The sequence below is a fragment of the Shewanella chilikensis genome (assembly GCF_037953065.1).
Taxonomy (GTDB): domain Bacteria; phylum Pseudomonadota; class Gammaproteobacteria; order Enterobacterales; family Shewanellaceae; genus Shewanella; species Shewanella chilikensis.
Genome location: NZ_CP149966.1, coordinates 2,021,423 through 2,040,379 on the forward strand (window position 1 = coordinate 2,021,423; position 18,957 = coordinate 2,040,379).

Genomic DNA, 18,957 nt, shown 5'->3' on the forward strand with positions numbered 1-18,957 from the left:
TTTATTGCGAAAGATGCGTTGGTTGACTATTGAATGTACCCAGTTTGTCAGCCTTTATCAAGCCCCCGACAGACTGAAGTGCAAAAAGACACTCCGGGTGTCAGTAGAACATCAGACCATCGCCGCAGCACAGAGTTCACCACAGCTGTGTGACATTTCAATTAAACTCAGGAATTGTTAACTGAACGGATTTACTTAAGCGGCCTGGAGCGAGATGGGGCGAGCTGAGGGTACCTTAATATCGCCGGCAATTATATCGACAGTTGGCTATAAGTCAAGCAGTATAAATACTGAGCCGATATATCCGGAACTACATGTTTCTGCTAGTCTTTTTTGTTGAAGGTGCCAATAACTCCCTGGCGCACTCTGGCTTGAACACAGCTTGAAGTGCTTACAGCGGATGGATTGGTACCTTATCTTATAGTGGCAAGGAGCGCGTTAATGAATAGAGTGTTGATTGGCATAGGGTTATTTATTCTGTTGCTCTGGCCAGGGTTGTGCCCGGCGGCCGAACCTGCACCGGAAACGCCAAGTGAGCAAAGTGCTGCAGCGGCTTATGAGTACCGTGACCCCTTGTTCAGGGATACCCCCAGAGGTGCCTTGCAGGGCTTTATGCAGTATGCCAGAGAAGGGGATTATCAAACCGCGGCCGAGTATCTGGATCTGCGCTTTCTTCCCGCCGGTATGACAGTGGAGCAGGGGCCGCTCTATGCCAGGCAGTTGCTGGCGATTATCGAGCGTAATCTCTGGCTCAACCCGCAAGAGCTGGATGATACCCCGGAGGGCAAAACTGACGACAAGCTGCCCGCCTATCGGGAGGGATTTGCCCGTTTGGAAGCCGAAAAAAAGGCCTATCAGCTCCTGTTGCAGCGGGTGCCTAGCTCTGAATACGGCAGTCTGTGGAAGGTTTCCAATGCCACGGTTGCCAAGCTCCCAAAACTTTACCAGGCCTTGGGCTATGGCCCTGTGGTGGAGTGGTTTATCGAGCACATTCCTGAAGGACGCCTGTTTACCCTGAATCTGTGGGAATGGGCCATGATGCTGGCCTATCTGGCGCTGGCGTTCTTATTCGTGGTACCTGTGACCTGGTTGCTGCAATGGCCGCTTTCACGTTCATCACACCCGCTCAAGGCTGAATTGGGCGCCTTTATTCGTGGCCCTCTGCGATTCTTTGCCGCTGTGGCACTCGATAGAGCCATGCTTGCCAACAGTACCTTGAGTGGCGCTATGCAGGAGATAGTCAACACAGGCTTTTTCTTTATTCTGGCCACAGTTTGGTTGATATGGGCGCTGGTGGGGCTGGCACAGAGCAGCCTTAGGGAGCGCTGGATAGCCAAGGGCAACAAACAGGCTGCCTCCTTGTTGCGACCTCTTGGAAATTTTCTGCGGGTGGCACTGCTCAGCCTGGCGACCTTATTATGGCTTGAGCACCTGGGTTTTAATGCCGGTACCATACTGGCCGGGATGGGCATTGGCGGGCTGGCAATCGCCCTGGCCTCGAAACAGTCGATAGAAAACCTGATTGGCACCATCACTCTCTATTCGGCGGCGCCTATCAAGGTTGGTAATATTGGCAATTTCGGCGGCGTTCGCGGCACAGTGGAGGAGATAGGCCTACGCTGTACCCGCATCAGAACGCTGGATCGTTCTGTCATTCATATGCCCAACGCCAAGTTGGCCGAAATGGAGATAGAGAATATTTCAGAGCGGGAGAAAATCCGTTTTAAGACAGATATCCGTCTCGATTACAGCACTGATGCCAAACAGTTGCAGGCGATAATCAATGATATCAAAGCCTTGCTAAAGCAGCATGAGAAGGTGGATGAGTCACCGATGCGGGTCACCTTCAAGGGTTTTGGCAACGCCGGACTCGAGTTGAATGTACTGGCCTATGTCGGCACCACCAGTTTACCGGTTTATCAGGAAGTCGCCGAGGAGTTGCAGTTGGGGATCATGGCGATAGTCGCCGAGCACGGCAGTAAGATGGTACCTGTATGGCCGGTTTCACCTTAATGCTACTCAGATTCCGTATTGGTTCGGTTTGAAAATACCGCTCACGGTAAAGTGAACGGTATCAGCAGGGTCTTCAGTCCTGGATTCAAGCTCGCATCGCTTTTTCACCCCTGGCAAGGCCTACCACGCCGGAGCGGGACACTTCTACTACCTTGGTGACCTCGGTCAGCGCGGCAATAAAGGCGTCCAGTTTATCGCTGGTTCCCGCCATCTGTACTGTGTAGAGATTGGCGGTCACATCGACAATTTGGCCGCGGAAGATATCGGCGGTGCGTTTCACCTCTGCCCGCAATGCGCCGCTGGCCTTGACCTTAACCAAGGCAAGTTCCCGCTCCACATGGGTGGATTCTGTGATGTTGGACACCTTGAGCACATCGATAAGCTTGTGCAGTTGCTTCTCTATCTGTTCCAGAATGCTTTCATCGGCCTCGACTGCGACTGTCAGCCGGGACAGGGTAGGGTCATCTGTGGGTGCCACCGTTAGGGTTTCAATGTTATAGCCGCGTTGGGAGAAGAGACCGACAACTCTCGACAAGGCGCCGGGCTGGTTTTCCATCAATACAGATATGATTCGACGTCTCATCAGCTTTTCTCCGTCTTGCTCAGCCACATTTCATTCATAGCGCCACCGCGAATTTGCATCGGGTAGACGTGCTCGGTTTCATCGACACTGATATCCACAAACACCAGCCTGTCTTTCATGGCCAGGGCTTGTGCCAGTTTGCTCTCCAGCTCATCCAAATGGTCGATATTGATCCCCACATGGCCGTAGGCTTCGGCGATTTTGGCAAAATCAGGCACTGAGTCCATATAGGAGTGGGAGTGGCGGCCCGAGTAGATCATGTCCTGCCACTGTTTCACCATCCCGAGGAAACGGTTGTTGAGATTGATGATTTTCACCGGCACATCATATTGCAGTGCGGTGGAAAGCTCTTGAATATTCATCTGAATCGAGCCGTCACCGGTGACGCACACGACGGTTTCATCCGGCATCGCCATCTTGACCCCCATGGCGGCCGGCAAGCCGAATCCCATGGTGCCCAGGCCGCCTGAGTTGATCCAGCGCCGCGGCTTGTCGAAAGGATAATAGAGGGCGGCAAACATCTGGTGCTGGCCAACATCCGAGGCCACATAGGCATCACCGTTTGTCAGGCGATAGAGGGTTTCTATCACTTGCTGGGGCTTGATCCGTTCGGCATTGCGCTGATACTCGAGGCAGTTGCGGCTGCGCCAAGAAGCAATTTGTTGCCACCAGTGTTGCAGCGCCTCGTCATCCTGAGGCGTTACCTTGTCTTCATCCAGTAATTGCAGCATCTCGTTCAGCACCTTATCGGCCGAGCCCACAATCGGAATATCCACCTTGATGGTCTTGGAGATGGATGAAGGGTCGATATCTATGTGCAGTATGGTGGCATCCGGGCAATATTTGGCGACATTATTGGTGGTTCTGTCATCGAACCTCACCCCAATGCCGAAGATTAAGTCTGAATGGTGCATGGCCATATTGGCTTCGTACAGACCGTGCATCCCCAGCATACCCAGGTTGTTGTGATGAGAGCCGGGAAAGGCGCCCAGCCCCATAAGCGTATTGACCACAGGCAGTTTCAGTCGTTCGGCCAGTGTCAACAGCTGCTGGTGGCAGCCGGAGATAATGGCGCCGCCACCCACATACAGCACAGGTTTTTTGGCGGCCATCAAGGCCTGTAAACCCCTGCGGATCTGGCCCTTGTGACCCGAAAGCGTCGGGTTGTAGGAGCGCATCTTAATCTCTTCCGGGTATTGATATTCGTGCAGTATCGCCGGGTTGAGGCTGTCTTTGGGCAGATCCACTACCACAGGGCCTGGGCGGCCGCTGGCCGCGATATAGAAGGCTTTCTTGATAATGGTGGGAATTTCGGTGGGATCTGTCACCAAAAAGCTGTGTTTCACCACAGGGCGGGAGATCCCTATCATGTCGCATTCCTGAAAGGCATCATTGCCGATCAGGTTACTGGGCACCTGGCCCGAAAGCACCACCAGAGGGACTGAATCCATGTAGGCGGTGGCGATGCCGGTAATGGCATTGGTCGCTCCCGGGCCGGATGTCACCAACACCACACCGACCTTGCCCGTGGCTCTGGCGTAACCATCGGCCATGTGCACGGCCGCCTGTTCATGACGGACAAGAATATGTTCGATATCGGATTTTTGATGCAGGGCATCGTAGATGTCGAGAACTGAGCCACCCGGGTAGCCGAATATATGTTTTACGCCTTCGTCAATTAACGAACGCACTATCATGCTGGCGCCTGAAAGCATCTCCATTTGGTACTCCTTGATAAGATACCGTTACGGTAAACAGTAACTTTTACAGCGACGGTTATCGCTCTAATTCGGGCCGGAAGGGTAGTTCCGGCCAGCTGTCGACCCGGCCCTGGGGGCTCACTTCCCTGTAGGGAAGGGGTCTCTGTCACCAATGGACAGAATTTCATCATATTGGAAAGAGAGAAGTTTTCAAGCCCCTGGAAGCGGCTTTTTTATGAGCATGAATAAATTTCATTTTTGCCGCCGAAAAGCGGCCTTGATTGCGGTAGGTTTTTGCTAACGTGTTATTGATTAAATATTGAATTTATTGTGTTTTATTCTAAATTAAGGATCTTTTTAGACTTTGGTCTAAAGCGCCGCTAATTCCTGGTGTATGAACCCAGTCTTTGAAAATTGTGGTTCTTTGGGTTGCGGAAAGTCTACAAACGGCGCTTTTCGCTCAAGCGGTTTCAAACGCTTGAGCGTGATTTACCGCCAGCTTTATTTTAGGAACCGGTACTGCGGCATTCTGGCATTGGGTGGCGACTGACAGCGAACTGGCACAGACCCACCAGTAGCACAGAGGCCAGCATCAGCGCGGCAAAGGGCACGGCAGTACCTGTGTAAAACAGCGCCAGCAGCGGTCCTGCCAGAGCACCAAAGCCAAACCTCAGGGTGCCGATAACCGCGGTGGCGGTGCCTGTTTCCTGCTGAAACTTCATCAGTACTATGGCATCGGCGTTAACCGACATTATCCCCAGACATCCCATCAGGGGGATCAGCATGGCCACGGTAAAGTGGTAACTCAAGTCGAGCAGGTTCACCAGTAACAGCCCGGTAGCGGCGATACTGCCGAGCATAGTGGCGGCAACCAACATGCGTCTTGAACCATAGCGACCAACAATGCGTGAGTTGATAATATTGGCCAGCATCAAGGCGCCTACGTTGGTACTGAATAGTATGGCAAACAGTGACTTATCCAAGTTAAATACCGACATATAGACAAACGGCGAGGCTGTCAGGTAGCAGAAAAAGGCGAATGAAGTCAGCACGCCGCTGCCAATATGCAGCTTAACCCCGGGCCGGGTAAAGACGGTGGCATAGGCGCCAAAGAATGACTTGCGGCTGCGCTCGGCGCCTTGCATATCCGATGGCAAACGCAGTTTCAGCAATACCAGCATGAGCAGCAGCAGGGCATAGAAGGCGAGAATAAAGAAAATCAGATGCCATTCACCCAGTTCCAGAATTAGGCTGCCTATGGATGGAGCCAGCAGCGGCGCCAGCATCATTATTAGGCTGACATAGGACATGCCCTTGGCCGTATTGTCACCATAGACCTCCTTGATATAGCCGGGGATCACCACGGTAGCGGCGGCGCCGATAAAGGCCTGGACAAATCTTAGACTTAAAAACATTTCTATCGTTTGCGACAGCGCCAATCCCAGGCTGACCAACATAAATCCCGATAGGCCAATGATCACCAAGGGACGACGACCGAAGCGATCGGCCAAAGGCCCAAAGGTAAGCATACCCAGAGAATACCCGGCCAGATACAGGCTCAGAGACTGCTGCACTGTAGTGATATCGGAATGGAAACTTTCGGCTATGGTGGCCATGGCCGGCAGATACATGTCGATAGCCAAAGGCGTTATCGCCACGATGGCCGACAGCATGGGAATAAGCAAGGCCAGATGCAGCCCTTGGGGCGTGCGCCTGGTTATCTGGGGTTGGGTATCCAATTTAACCTCATTATATTGGCCAAAAAGCATTGGATGCTTGGTCAGGAGTGTGACTCACGCCACGAAAAAGGGCTTGGGGTTTATGTTAAGTCGCGGCGGCCAATAAGGGAAGGTGCAAATAAGTCCTCGTGGCACTCTGGCTTGCACAGCAATTGGCGTTCAAGGCATCTGACTGAAGGCATGCCGGGGCCTGTCGAAGTCGGATAACGCAGAAAGCCGGTTGCTGTGAAAGCCCCGAAGGGCGTGGCTTACAGGTCTGCCTGCTGTGTTGTGCTTCTTGCAAAGGACTAGGCCATTTGCTGCGAACCACGCCTTGCATCCAGGCCCGTAAGCCGACGCAGAGCACACATGGGACTTGTTTGCGCCTTCCTTAGCCAATCCCCCAGAGTCGTTTCTTTACATTACTGACAAACAAAAGCGGAAATGTGAATAGTGAGAATATTTTATTTCGCCCTGGATGACTTCCTGGCATAAGCTCACTACATTATCCACTCAGGACAGTATGCGCTTAAATTGATGGAGTTGAGTGCTGAATATGAGAGTTAATTTTCCACAATGGAACACCAGGGAGTTGCTGACTCAATCACTTCCCGGGCTGGCAGGATTGCTGCATTACCAAAAAGAATGGTTGCGGGATGATCTGCGTGCCGCCTTGTCGGTAACCGCAGTGGCCTTGCCTGTGGCCATCGCTTATGCCCAGCTTACCGGGGTAAGCGCCGTTGCCGGGCTATACTCCTGTATTTTACCTATGTTGATTTATGCCTTGTTTGGTACATCGAGGCAACTGATAGTGGGTCCGGATGCCGCAACCTGCGCCGTGATAGCTGCTGTGGTGACGCCACTGGCCGCCGGAGATGCCAAGGTGCACTGGCAGTTGGTGATGACCATGACCCTGATGACGGGCATTTGGTGCCTGCTGGCCAGTCGCTTTCGGCTCGGGGTGCTTGCCGAGTTTCTCTCGCGGCCGATTTTGATGGGGCTGCTCAACGGGGTGGCGATAACCATTATCGTCGGCCAGTTCTCGAAGATTTTTGGCTTTAGTTTCGACTCCCGCTATTTGCTGGAGCGCCTGGCAGGCGGCGCCGAGTATCTGTCGCGCACCCACTGGCCAACATTGGGCATGAGTCTGGCCACCTTGCTGGTGTTCCTGCTGGTCAAGCGTCTGCGGCCGCAACTGCCTGCCTCCATGGTAGCGATTGCGGTGGCCGGATTATTGGTATGGCTGTTTGATTTGCAGCAGTATCAACTGGCGGTGGTCGGCACTATTGAAGGGGGGCTGCCGGAGTTTCAGGCACCGGTATTTGATTTGGGGCTCAGCCGTGAACTGGTGATGCCGGCGCTTAACCTTGCCATGGTGAGCTTTGTCTCCATGATGCTGACGGCGCGCAGCTTTGCCGCCAAAAACGGCTACGATATAGATCCTGATAAGGAGTTTCGCGCGCTTGGATTTGCCAATATCGCCTCGGCGCTGTCTCAGGGGTTTGCCATCAGCGGCGCTGATTCGCGCACCGCGGTTAATGATGCCAATGGCGGCAAGTCGCAGTTGGTGTCTGTGATAGCGGCGCTGCTGATAGCCCTGGTGGCCCTGTTCCTGACTGCGCCGCTGCAATATATCCCTTCGGCGGCGCTCGGGGTGGTGCTGGTTATCGCATCGCTCTCTTTGATTGATATCAAGGGGATCTGGAAGCTGAGAAAGCGTGACAACGGCGCCTTTACCCTGGCGTTGATCACCCTGTTGGCCGTGCTCTTTATCGGGGTGATCCCGGGGATCACCCTGGCAGTGCTGCTGGGCTTGTTCCAATTTATCCGGGTAGTGATGAAACCCTCGGAGCAGCTGCTCGGTGTCGATCGCAAAGGGGTGCTGCGCAGTATCGACCGCAGTGACAAGGCTACGGCGATCCCGGGGATCATGATCTACCGTTTCAACTCACCCTTGACCTATTTCAACGCAGGTTATTTCAAACGCCAGTTGCTGCTCAGGTTAAAAGAGCAGCCCGAGCCGGTGGATTGCGTGATAGTCGATGCTGTGGCCTGTTTCAGTCATCTGGATATCAGTGTGATGGCCATGATTGCCGATTTGGCGCACCTGTTGAAGCGCCGCGGTGTCAGCCTGGTACTGGCGGGCCGTAAACGTCAACTGCTCAGCTGGTGTGAAGCCAGCGGTATAGATGTGGCGGAGGATGGTTTGATCATCAGGCCTGATTTGGCCTTGGCGGTGCGTATGCATCAAAACTACAAACAAGCGGTCGCTGAGGGCCAGGCCCCCGAAGTGCGGCGTTTGGCCGGCGATGATACCAGCGCCCCCAGACCGTCACACCTGTAAAACCTGGCGGGCTCCCGATAGCACGCAAACGCCTGCCAAGATTGCTCGGCAGGCGCTAAAGTGGCTGTTGCTCGCCGCTTTCCAGCCACAGTGGCTTGGGTTTCATGGCGCGGATAAACCAGGGGTGCTCGAGCCAGGCCTGCAGCCATTGAGTCAGACAGGGCAGGGGGGCTGCATTGAACCTGGCTCTATCCACATGGGCAAATTGGCGCACAAAAGGGAAGATTGCGAGGTCCGCCGCGCTCATACGCCCGAGCAACATGGCTTGCTCTTGCTGCCCTTGAGCCTCAGCCAGTCTCTGCTCCAGTGGCAGCAAGTATAGGAGCGCTTGTTCGAAATAGCTTTGCTGGCTGAATTCAGGGTAACGGTCAAAGTATTTGTATCTGTCCAGCAAGGGCTTGAATGCCCTGTCATTGGTCGCTATCAGGGTTGAGATAAGGTTTTCTTCCTCAGGATTTTGCGGCAGCAATGAGTGGGGATCGGCTTGCGCCAATGCCCAGAAGAGGATATCCAGACTCTCGTCAAGCACCCTTCCACCGTCGAGTTGCATCACAGGCACTGTGCCCTTCGGCGATAGGGCCAGCATCTCATGCGGCTTATTTTTCAGCAGAATTTCCCGCACCACAACAGACTGGTCGGCGGCAATCAAGCCCAGTCTGGCGCGCATGGCATAGGGGCAGCGGCGAAAGCTGTACAGCATAGTTTGACTGCTTACTTGAGTCACAAGAGTCCCTTGGCATTTCAATAAAACAGCCATTGTAGGAATGACTCGGGTGACAGGCAAGGTTGCTGTCCATAACGGCATATAGAGGATTAAGTCGTTACGATACGGCTACTTGATTCAGAAATCGCCTAATAACCCTACTTTTGCTGTCTATTTGCGCTACTGTGATTGGGATAGAATGGCGCCCCCATTTTGGGAGGCCGATCACCTAAGGAAGGTTCCAGAAGGTGAGGCTGTTATGCACTGGAAATTAGGTTCCAGCCAGCAGAAGTTGAGGTAATGATGTCCAAAATAGTTGTATGCGCTTTATATAAGTTTGTTTCCCTGCCGGATTATGAGGCTTTGCGTCAGCCGTTGCTCGAGACCATGGAAGACAATGGCATTCGCGGCACCTTGCTGCTGGCTGCCGAAGGCATTAATGGCACAGTGGCCGGCTCGGAAAGCGGCATCAATACCCTGATGGCCTGGTTGGATGCCCAGAATGGCCTGGATAATATCGTCTCCAAGCGCTCATTTGATGATGAGATGCCGTTTTACCGCACCAAGGTCAAACTCAAGAAAGAGATAGTCACCATGGGTGTGGAAGGCATAGATCCCAGAAAAGTGGTCGGCACCTATGTCAAACCCAAAGACTGGAATGCGCTGATCTCCGATCCCGATGTGCTGCTGGTTGATACCCGCAACGACTATGAAGTGCAAATTGGTACCTTCAAGAATGCCGTCAATCCCGAGACCGAGACTTTCCGCGAGTTCCCAGAATATGTGAAGCAGCAGCTGGATCCGGCCAAGCACAAGAAGGTAGCCATGTTTTGCACCGGCGGGATCCGCTGTGAGAAGTCCACCGCCTACCTTAAGCAACAAGGCTTTGATGAGGTGTATCACCTTGAAGGTGGGATCCTCAAATATCTGGAAGAAGTGCCCGAAGAGCAGAGTCTGTGGCAGGGAGAATGCTTTGTCTTCGACAACCGGGTTTCAGTGGATCATCAGTTGCAAAAAGGTCAGTACGATCAGTGTAATGCCTGCCGGATGCCGATAACCGAGGCCGATATGCAGAGCCCGGCCTATGAGCAGGGTGTCAGCTGTCCCCATTGCATAGATAAGCTGGATGAAAAGCAGCGCCGGCGATTTATCGAGCGTGAGCGGCAGATGCAACTGGCCAAGCGCCGCGGTGAGGCTCACATAGGCGCCGATGTCAAAGAAGTGATCCATAAGCGCCGTGAGCAGAAACAGCGTCAGAAAGAGCAGGCCAAGCAAACGTCCTGATAGCGCTAAGAAATCTAATCATCGAAGGAGCCCATTGGCTCCTTTTTTGATATGCAGATGATTTAGGTTCCTCCAGTCACTATGGTTTTTCGAGCCGGAACAAACAGCAGCCTTCCCCCCCACTCAATCCCCATTCAGGGGTCTTGAGCCCCAAGCCGGTTTTTCCTTTGATTTGTGCTGCCCAGCCAAAGCCCTTCACATAACTGCAATCTTGATTAACCAAATTTGTCATCTGGATCTTCGACAATCAGGCCGCACTACCTTTACTTGTGACCAATTTACTTCAACCCAATACGGATGATGAAAGTGATGAAAAATAGATTAGCTGCGTTGATCTCTTGCAGCCTGGTAACCATGGCGGCCAACAGCGCCGTGTTGCCCAGTGTTCAAACTGACAGCCATTGGTATAAGGAAAGCGCCCAGCGGGTGTCAGACAAGGCTAGATTAGAATCAAAAGCAAAAGCCAAAAACGTCATTTTGTTTGTCGGTGACGGTATGGGGATCTCCACCTTGACTGCTGCGCGTATCTACCAAGGGCAGCAGCTGGCCGGTAACCAGGGTGGTGAAGAGAATTTCCTGAGTTTTGAGAAGTTTGACCATACCGCATTGATCAAGACCTATAACACCAACCAGCAAACACCGGACAGTGCAGGCACCATGACGGCCATTGCAACCGGGGTAAAGTCCAAAGCGGGGGTGATTTCGGTATCCGAACAGAGCCTTCGTGGCAACTGCCTGTCATCCAAAGGCAATGAGCTGGTGACTCTGGTGGATCTGGCCAATGCCAAAGGCTTATCTACCGGTGTGGTGAGTACTGCACGTATCACCCACGCCACTCCGGCAGCAACCTATGCCCATAGCCCGGAGCGTGACTGGGAATCTGACGCCAACTTGCCTGCCGAGGCGGTAGCCAACGAGTGTAAAGATATCGCCTACCAGATGGTGATGCGCGATAAAGACAATGCCCTGTCAGTTGCCCTGGGCGGCGGTCGCCGCGCCTTTATCCCTGAAACCGTGACAGATGGCGAGAACAAGAAAGGGCAACGTAAGGATGGCCTGGACTTGACCAAGGCTTGGGTCGACAACCTGGACAACGCCGCCTATGTGTGGAACAGCACAGAGTTTGACGCCATAGATGCCGGCACTACAGATCACCTGCTGGGCTTGTTCAACTCCTCCCACATGGAATATGAAGCGGACCGCGCCGATGATGTGGGCGGCGAACCTTCATTGACCGAGATGACAGCGAAATCTCTCGAGATTTTGCAGAAGAATGACAAGGGCTATCTGCTGATCGTCGAGTCGGGTCGTATCGACCATGGTCACCACGCCGGTAACGCCAAGCGCGCCCTGGCCGATGCGGTGGAACTCTCCAACGCCGTTAAGGCGGCGGTCGAAAACACCAACCCGGAAGAGACGCTCATTCTGGTCACCGCCGACCACAGCCACGTGTTCACCATCGCAGGTTATCCGAAGCGGGGTAACCCTATTCTGGGTCTGGTGCACGGCGTGGATGGAAACCTTTCTACTGCCCTCGATGGTAAGCCATACACTACCTTGGGTTACACCAATGGCCCGGGCGCCGTTGTGGGGAACCGTGACGACCTAACCTCAGTGGACACTCAAGACAAAGACTTTATGCAACAAGCTCTTATTCCTATGGGAAGTGAAACCCACGCTGGTGAAGACATCAGTCTGCATGCCACAGGCCCCGGCGCCAACCTGGTGCAGGGTGTGATGGAGCAGAACGTGATTTTCCACATTATCAATCAAGCCCAAGAGCTTGGCGGTACTAAGTATTAATTGGGAGCAAGGAAATGAATAAGAAATTACTGGTACTGTCTTTGGCCGCGATTCTCGGCTTGGCGGCCTGTGGAAGTGACGGTGACAACGGCAAGGACGGCAACGCAGGCACTCCGGGCACGGATGGAAGCAACGGCAGTGACGGAAAAGACTGGACCGCCGTTAATCAATGGTATGTCGATGGTCAAAACCGCGTCACCAAGGCGTCCAATATGAGCAATAACACCCAGGCGGGTGCGGCGAAAAACATCATCTTGTTTGTCGGCGATGGCATGGGCGTTTCAACTGTGACGGCGGCGCGGATCCTCGATGGTCAGCTTAAGGGGCAGACCGGAGAGGAAAACTCACTCTCCTTTGAGACTCTGCCTTATCTTGGCCTGGCCAAGACATATAATGTCGATGGTCAAACCCCGGATTCGGCCGGCACCATGACGGCCATGGTCACCGGGGTAAAGACGGACGTTGGCGTGATCTCACAGGCTGAAGGTGTTGAGCGCGGTGTTTGTTCCTCCGCCAGCGGTCAAAACCTGGTGACTTCGCTGGAGCTGGCCGCCATGGCGGGTATGGCTACCGGTGTGGTTTCAACGGCACGTATCACTCACGCGACCCCGGCGGCCACTTATGCCCATGTGCCGGATCGCGACTGGGAAGCGGACAGCAACTTGCCAGCCGAAGCCGTCACCAACGGCTGTAAAGATATTGCCGCCCAGATGCTGGACTTCAATAACGGCAAAGGGATCAATGTGGTTATGGGCGGTGGTCGCCGCGCGTTTATTCCCAACACCACTATCGATCCTGAAGGCAAAGCAGGTAAGCGTAACGATGGTCGCGATCTGACCGCTGAGTGGCTGTCCCAGTACCCCAACGCCAGTTACGTTACCGACCGTGACAGCTTCCTGGCGATGGATACCGGCAGCACAGAGCATGCGCTGGGGCTGTTTAACTCCTCTCATATGGAATATGACTACGACAGAGTCGAGACCGGTGTTACCGGCGAGCCTTCTCTGGCAGAGATGACGGCCAAGAGTATCGATATTCTGAAAAAGAACGACAAAGGCTTTGTCCTGATAGTTGAAGCCGGTCGTATCGACCATGCTCACCATGCCGGTAATGCGGCCCGCGCCCTGCACGACACCATAGCCTTGTCTGAGGCGGTACGTGTCGCCATGGAGAAGACTTCGGCCAATGACACCTTGCTGATGGTTACCGCCGACCACAGCCATGTGTTCACCATCGCCGGCTATCCGACCCGAGGTAATCCTATCCTGGGCCTGGTGAAGAGTAACGATGCCAACGGTCAGCCGTCGGTCACCAACTCTACCGATGCCAACGGCATGCCTTATACCACGGTTGGTTATGCCAATGGTCTGGGCTTTGGCTCGCTGGCGACCGGTGGCGATGAGCGTTACAACTATGCCGCCGAGCCTGGTCGGGTGGATTTGAATTACATAGACACCCAGAGTGTGGGGTTCCATCAGGAGGCATTGGTGCCGCTGGAAAGTGAAACCCATGCGGGTGAAGATGTGGCCATCTTCGCTCGCGGCCCGGGTGCCAGCCTGGTTCAGGGTACGGTTGAGCAGAACCACATCTTCCATGTGATGAACTTTGCCGGTGACCTGGTCAATAAGGCCGAGGCCGCCGCGGCGCAATAAAGTTTAGCGTTTCGCAGCCTGATGCCCCTGCTTATCCCTAGGTTCAAGCAGGGGCATCAGGCTACTTCTTTGGTTTTGGTCTTTGGTTTTAGTCTTTTGTTTTAGAGTCATATCAGTAGGTTTATTATGTCCCGTGTAACATTCAAGCCAGCGTTTCCCTTTTTTCCCCGCGTAGCGCTTCATATCGCTCCTCGCACCGCTCATTGCACAGCCCCTCGCGTTCTTGGTCGCCCACTCACATTGTCAATCACATTGTCACTCACGCTGTCACTCACTTTGGGGATCACAACTTCTCTGGGGCAGTTTGCCATGGCCAATACTCAGTCTGTCAGCAACCAGCCTGGCAGCCAGGAGCACGCCCATGTCAAAGCGGGCGGCTCAATTGGCGATGATGCTAATGTTTGTGCCGCCAACCCCGGTCGTTTTCAAGCCAGCTATCAGATCACTGTTGGCAGCGGTGATCAGGCCAGGCAGCAGCAACTGACCCTGACGCGCTTTGACGATACCATCATCTATCAACGCAGCCCTGTCAGCTACGAGGCTTGGCATAAAAATGGTGAGTATGTGCGTTATTTCCCCCAGGAGAAACGCTCTATCAGCTATCGCCGTGGTGACCTCTTGGCGCTGAATATTCACACCGATCTCGATAGGCAGTTTCATCTGATATCGCCTGCAGCCTTGAGTCAATTTGAAAAGGGCCAAAGCCTGCAGGATAGCTGCTTCACCCGTCAGAGCTATTCCCTTAAGAGCAAGAGTCATGAACAAAGCCATAGTCATGACGCAGGTCATGAAGAAAACCATAGTCACGCGAACAAAAGCGCCTCCGAGCCGCAGTCTTTGCAATTGAGCTGGATAAGCGAGCTGGAGCTGCCGGCCGAGATGACTATCACTCAAGGTGAGCAGCGTATTGTTTATCGGCTCAGCAAGCTGACGCCTGTGAGCCAGGAGAGTTTCAAGCGGCTTACCTCAGGTTTCCAGGACCTCGACTTTGCCGATGTGGGCGACAGTGAGTCTGACCCTTTTATTGCCAAGATGATCACCCAGGGCTTTATTCAACATGGCAGCTCAGGCTTCTACTCGGCAGATGGGCAGCAGCTTGAAGGCGGGCATCACAGCCACTGATTAACCCCCAGTTACCGATATAACAAGGGCCTAGTCACAGGACGTCAGTTATCGGCATAACTTATCTGCAGCTCAAAACCCAACGGGGCGAGCTGCTTTTGCTCCCGCTGCAGGTCTTTGGCAAACAGGCTGATGCGTTGACGCGGCTCGGGCAGGCTTATCTGCATCCCTGTTGCCGTGGGTTTTACCCGGGTGATTTTCAAGCTGCGGGCGATACGGCCGAGATTCAGCAACACGGCGAGGCGCAGCAGCGCCATTAAACGGATTAGGCGTAATTTCTGAGCGGGCTCCAGTTGTGCCAGCGCCTCCAGGTTGGGTTTTTTGCGCTGGTTGCCAATCAGCAGTGCCAGCAGCTGTTGCTGCTCTTGGCTGAAACCGGGCAGATCGCTATTGGCTATAATGTAGGCACCGTGTTTGTGGTGAGCGCGGGAGTTGATATGGATCCCTATCTCATGCAGTTTCACCGCATGTTCCAGCAGGGAGCGCCAGGGCTCGAGTTGCCAACAGTCGGCCACGGCATCAAACAGCTGTTTGGCGGAAGTGGCCACCTTGGCGGCATGGTTCAAGTCCACATGATAGAGTTTGGCCATGCTCTCGACAGTGCGACCGCTGACATCACCGAATTGGCTGATCCCGGCAAGTTCGTAAAGTACGCCTTCGCGCAGTGCCCCTTGCGCAAACTGCAACTCGGTGACCGGCAGCCTCTTGAAGAAGCTGATCAGGATAGCCAGCCCCGCCGGTAGCAAAGGCGCACGTTTGCTGTCCACCTGCGGCAGTTCAATCTGATCCACATGCCCCCAGTCGAGCAACTGCTGCTTCAACTGCTTGAGCCTGGGCAGAGTGATGGTTTCATCGTTGAAGAAGTGCTGCATCGCCTCGCAGATGGCCTTGACACTGCCTGAGCTGCCAAGAGTGAGATCCCACTGGCCACTGAAATATTCCTTGGCCAGTGAGGCAAACTGTTTATCGGCCGCTGCTTGGGCGGCGCGAAAGGTCTCCAGTGTTAGCTTGCCGTCGACAAAGTATTTCTGGTTGTAACTGACGCAGCCACAGCGCAGGCTGGAGAGTATCTGCGCCTGAGTCTTGTGGCCAAGCACCACTTCGGTGGAGCCTCCGCCGATATCTATGATGAGGTTGCGCTCTGCCAACTCCTGGCTGTGGGCTATGCCCTTGTAGATAAGGCGCGCCTCTTCATGGCCGGATACCACTTCGACCGGGTAGGGCATAATGGCCCTGGCAGCCTCGATAAAGGCCTCACGGTTACGGGCGACTCTCAGAGTGTGGGTGGCCACCAGTCTGACTCTGGCCTGATCCAGAGTGGAAAACCTGAGGTTGAAATCCTTGAGGCAGGCGAGACCGCGCGCTATAGCGTCATTATCCAGCCTGTTGTCCTGATCCAGCCCTTCGGCCAACTGTACCAGACGTTTCTCTTTATGCAGGATCTGAATGCTGCCATCCTGCTCGCGGGCTATCACCAGATGAAAGCTGTTGGAGCCCATATCCACAGCGACAAAATGCTTGGGTGTTGCAGTCAAGGTGGTCCTCATTTTGCTATTGTGTCGGTTCCTGGGGCTTGGCCAGATCCAGTTGCCGCTGTTTTTCGTAGTTGCCCAGATATTGATGTATGGCTATTTGGGATCTTACCTTACGCTTGTTGCCCCGCTTACGGTAGGGGTTGGATTGATCTTTGTTGATCACCCGCGCCTTGATGTTGTCGGCAAATTGCAGCGCCAGGGTATCGAGGATCATCTGCTTCAAACCGGGATCATATACCGGGGTGCTGACTTCAATACGGTTATCGATATTACGCCCCATCCAGTCGGCAGAGCAGAGAAAGAGTTTGTTTTCGCCGCCTGAGTGGAACAGCATCACCCGCGAGTGCTCGAGGAATCGGTCCACTATGCTGACGACCTCAATATTGTTGCTGATCCCGGGAATATTGGGAATAAGCGCGCACATACCGCGAATAAGCAGACGGATTTTGACGCCGGCGCTGGACGCTTCATATAGCTTTTGGATCATCGCCTCATCCACCAGATTGTTGAGCTTGAGGGTGATGGCGGCCTTGATGCCGCTCTGGGCATTGATGATCTCCTGCTCGATAAGGCCGGTCAGCTTCTGGCGCGCATCATAGGGTGAAACTATCAGGTGCTGGAAATTATCTCGTCTGTAAGGGTGCTCAATCAACTCAAATACCTGTTCTATCTCGGCGGCAATTTCCTGATTGGCGGTAAACAGCGAAAGGTCGGTATACACCCTGGCCGTGCCCTCGTTAAAGTTGCCCGAGCCAATGTGGCCATAGAGGCGCATTGCGCCGCCTTCCTCACGGCCGATAAGGCACATTTTGGCATGGACCTTCAAGCTTGGGATCCCATGGTGCACCTTGACACCGGCTTCGGCGAGCACCCGGCTCCACTCTATATTGGCCTGCTCATCGAAACGGGCCCTGAGTTCAATCACTGTGGTGACCTGTTTGCCGTTTTTCACCGCATCTATCAGCGACTGGATGATATGGGACTTTCTCGCCACCCGATAGAGGCTGATTTTGATGAACTTGACGGCAGGATCATAGGCCGCCTGGCGCACCAGCTCGGTAAAGTGGGAAAACTTGTGATAGGGGTAATAAAGCATGATGTCGCCGCGGCGAATGGCGTCAAACTTGTTGGCACAGACACTGAATCCGGCCGAGTCCAGTGCCGGAAGCTTGTCGTTTTCCAGGTATTTGCGCCCTGGATTGGGAAAGCCGATAAAGTCCTTGAAGCTGTGGTAACGGCCGCCGGGGATCAGGCACTCGGTATTGGAGATATTCAGCTGCGCCGTAAGCATGCTCAGCATATGCTCCGGCATCTCTTTGTCATACACCAAACGTACCGGCTCGGCGGTGAGGCGCTTTTTCAGGCCCTTGGTGAGCTTTTCCAACTGGCTCTGTTCCAGCTCATCGGTGAGATCGAAGTCGGCGTCGCGGGTCAGCTTCATGGAGAAGACTTCAATCTCTTCATATTCGAAGAAAGGGGAGAATAGCTCATCGACACAGTGCCTTATGATGTTGTCTAGCAAAATTAAGTGTTTGCGGCGCTTTGAGGTTTCAGCCGGCAGTTGGATGAAACGCGGCACATTTTTGGTGGGCACTTCCACCAGGGCGTACTGACGCTTTTCCCGGCTGTAGAGGCACACCGCCAGATAGGTGGTGTCATCGTTGAGTTGTTTGAACAGCTCGGAGCGGTTGCTGAGGATAAGCGGAGTGATGTGGCGCTTGAGCTGATCCTTGAAGTGCTTTTTCAACCATTGGCTGTGAAAATCGCTCAGTTGTTTCTCATTGATGAGAAAGATGCTGTGTCTTGCCAGTTCCCGCATTAACTCGCCGTAAATGGCGTCGAAACGCTCTTGCAGTATCAGGACCTTGGTCTGGATCTTGGCCATCAAATGGCGACTGGAGTTGCGACCTTCCTGCAGGCTGGATAACAGAATCGAGCGGCGCACCGCAGCAACCCTGACCCGGAAGAACTCATCCATGTTGTTGGAAAATATGCCCAGAAAGCGAACCCGTTCCACCAGAGGAACCAGAGGATCGGCCGCTTCCTGCAAGACTCTTTCATTGAAAGACAACCAGGAAAGCTCCTTATCCAGAGAAAATTTTTCGACGGACGGTGACACGGTAAAGACTCCTCGTGAGCAGACGCCGGGCATAGAGAAAGCCCGGCAAATATACAATAACACTCTGATATCCGCTTGTAATCAGAGAATAAAGGCGGGGCGCAGTTTCTTGGTTTTACGCTATTTGGGCCCGGCCCAGGTTTGAATTCGGGGTTGCGCCGGCGCTTAGGAAGGTGCGAACAATTCCCATGTGTGCTCCGCGTCGGCTTACAGACCTGGATGCAAGGCGTGGTTCCAGCAAATGGTTTTAGTCCTTTGTCCTTTGCCAGAACGCAAGAACGCAAGAAGCGTTCCCTAAGGGTAGAGCGAATTTATGTCGAAAGAATGACAATCCCCCTCTTTGGTCAAAGAGAGCGATATTGACGATTGGGTTTTCTGCCC

Annotated in this window: 13 protein-coding genes; 6 read left to right on the forward strand and 7 right to left on the reverse strand. The window is 53.8% G+C overall.

Annotation, left to right across the window (positions count from 1 at the left end; all coding sequences use genetic code 11):
* The first annotated feature begins 441 nt into the window (after positions 1-441).
* Positions 442-2,013 carry a mechanosensitive ion channel family protein gene (locus WKR14_RS09250; protein ID WP_248952541.1) on the forward strand — a complete coding sequence of 524 codons (1,572 nt, stop codon included), beginning with the start codon at positions 442-444 and terminating at the stop codon, positions 2,011-2,013.
* Between the two features lie 85 nt (positions 2,014-2,098).
* Here the strand turns inward: WKR14_RS09250 and ilvN are convergent, their stop codons facing one another.
* The 3 genes from ilvN to WKR14_RS09265 all read right to left on the reverse strand — a co-directional run bounded on the left by ilvN (position 2,099) and on the right by WKR14_RS09265 (position 5,969).
* Positions 2,099-2,596, reverse strand: a complete 498-nt coding sequence (gene ilvN, locus WKR14_RS09255; RefSeq protein WP_039033365.1) for an acetolactate synthase small subunit — start codon at positions 2,594-2,596, stop codon at positions 2,099-2,101.
* On the reverse strand, positions 2,596-4,317 hold the full coding sequence (locus tag WKR14_RS09260) for an acetolactate synthase 3 large subunit (RefSeq protein ID WP_224866963.1): 1,722 nt from the start codon (positions 4,315-4,317) through the stop codon (positions 2,596-2,598). Before WKR14_RS09260 ends, ilvN begins: the two co-directional genes overlap by 1 nt.
* Positions 4,318-4,802: 485 nt before the next feature.
* Positions 4,803-5,969 carry a multidrug effflux MFS transporter gene (locus tag WKR14_RS09265; RefSeq protein WP_189577801.1) on the reverse strand — a complete coding sequence of 389 codons (1,167 nt, stop codon included), beginning with the start codon at positions 5,967-5,969 and terminating at the stop codon, positions 4,803-4,805.
* Positions 5,970-6,570: 601 nt separating this feature from the next.
* On the opposite strand from WKR14_RS09265, the gene WKR14_RS09270 reads away from it, so the two are divergent.
* Complete coding sequence (locus WKR14_RS09270) at positions 6,571-8,358, forward strand: SulP family inorganic anion transporter (protein ID WP_045283769.1); 1,788 nt, start codon at positions 6,571-6,573, stop codon at positions 8,356-8,358.
* Positions 8,359-8,413: 55 nt separating this feature from the next.
* Here the strand turns inward: WKR14_RS09270 and WKR14_RS09275 are convergent, their stop codons facing one another.
* Entirely contained in the window at positions 8,414-9,058 is a 645-nt protein-coding gene (locus WKR14_RS09275) for a glutathione S-transferase (RefSeq protein ID WP_248952542.1), read from the reverse strand.
* A gap of 306 nt (positions 9,059-9,364) precedes the next feature.
* On the opposite strand from WKR14_RS09275, the gene WKR14_RS09280 reads away from it, so the two are divergent.
* From WKR14_RS09280 to WKR14_RS09290, 3 genes are all read left to right on the forward strand, one after another.
* Positions 9,365-10,345, forward strand: a complete 981-nt coding sequence (locus WKR14_RS09280) for a rhodanese-related sulfurtransferase (protein ID WP_248952564.1) — start codon at positions 9,365-9,367, stop codon at positions 10,343-10,345.
* Positions 10,346-10,645: 300 nt separating this feature from the next.
* Positions 10,646-12,148 carry an alkaline phosphatase gene (locus WKR14_RS09285; protein WP_146508158.1) on the forward strand — a complete coding sequence of 501 codons (1,503 nt, stop codon included), beginning with the start codon at positions 10,646-10,648 and terminating at the stop codon, positions 12,146-12,148.
* A gap of 14 nt (positions 12,149-12,162) precedes the next feature.
* On the forward strand, positions 12,163-13,800 hold the full coding sequence (locus WKR14_RS09290) for an alkaline phosphatase (RefSeq protein ID WP_101057259.1): 1,638 nt from the start codon (positions 12,163-12,165) through the stop codon (positions 13,798-13,800).
* 3 nt (positions 13,801-13,803) lie between these two features.
* Here the strand turns inward: WKR14_RS09290 and WKR14_RS09295 are convergent, their stop codons facing one another.
* Positions 13,804-13,983 carry a hypothetical protein gene (locus tag WKR14_RS09295; protein ID WP_101057261.1) on the reverse strand — a complete coding sequence of 60 codons (180 nt, stop codon included), beginning with the start codon at positions 13,981-13,983 and terminating at the stop codon, positions 13,804-13,806.
* Between the two features lie 57 nt (positions 13,984-14,040).
* Here WKR14_RS09295 and WKR14_RS09300 point away from each other — a divergent pair, with 57 nt between their 5' ends.
* Complete coding sequence (locus WKR14_RS09300; RefSeq protein WP_208191726.1) at positions 14,041-14,922, forward strand: hypothetical protein; 882 nt, start codon at positions 14,041-14,043, stop codon at positions 14,920-14,922.
* Positions 14,923-14,966: 44 nt separating this feature from the next.
* Here the strand turns inward: WKR14_RS09300 and ppx are convergent, their stop codons facing one another.
* Both ppx and ppk1 read right to left on the reverse strand, forming a co-directional pair.
* Positions 14,967-16,457, reverse strand: coding sequence for an exopolyphosphatase (ppx, locus tag WKR14_RS09305; protein WP_257580045.1), 1,491 nt, complete (start codon positions 16,455-16,457; stop codon positions 14,967-14,969).
* 16 nt (positions 16,458-16,473) lie between these two features.
* Positions 16,474-18,609, reverse strand: a complete 2,136-nt coding sequence (ppk1, locus tag WKR14_RS09310; RefSeq protein WP_373296840.1) for a polyphosphate kinase 1 — start codon at positions 18,607-18,609, stop codon at positions 16,474-16,476.
* Positions 18,610-18,957: the final 348 nt, after the last annotated feature.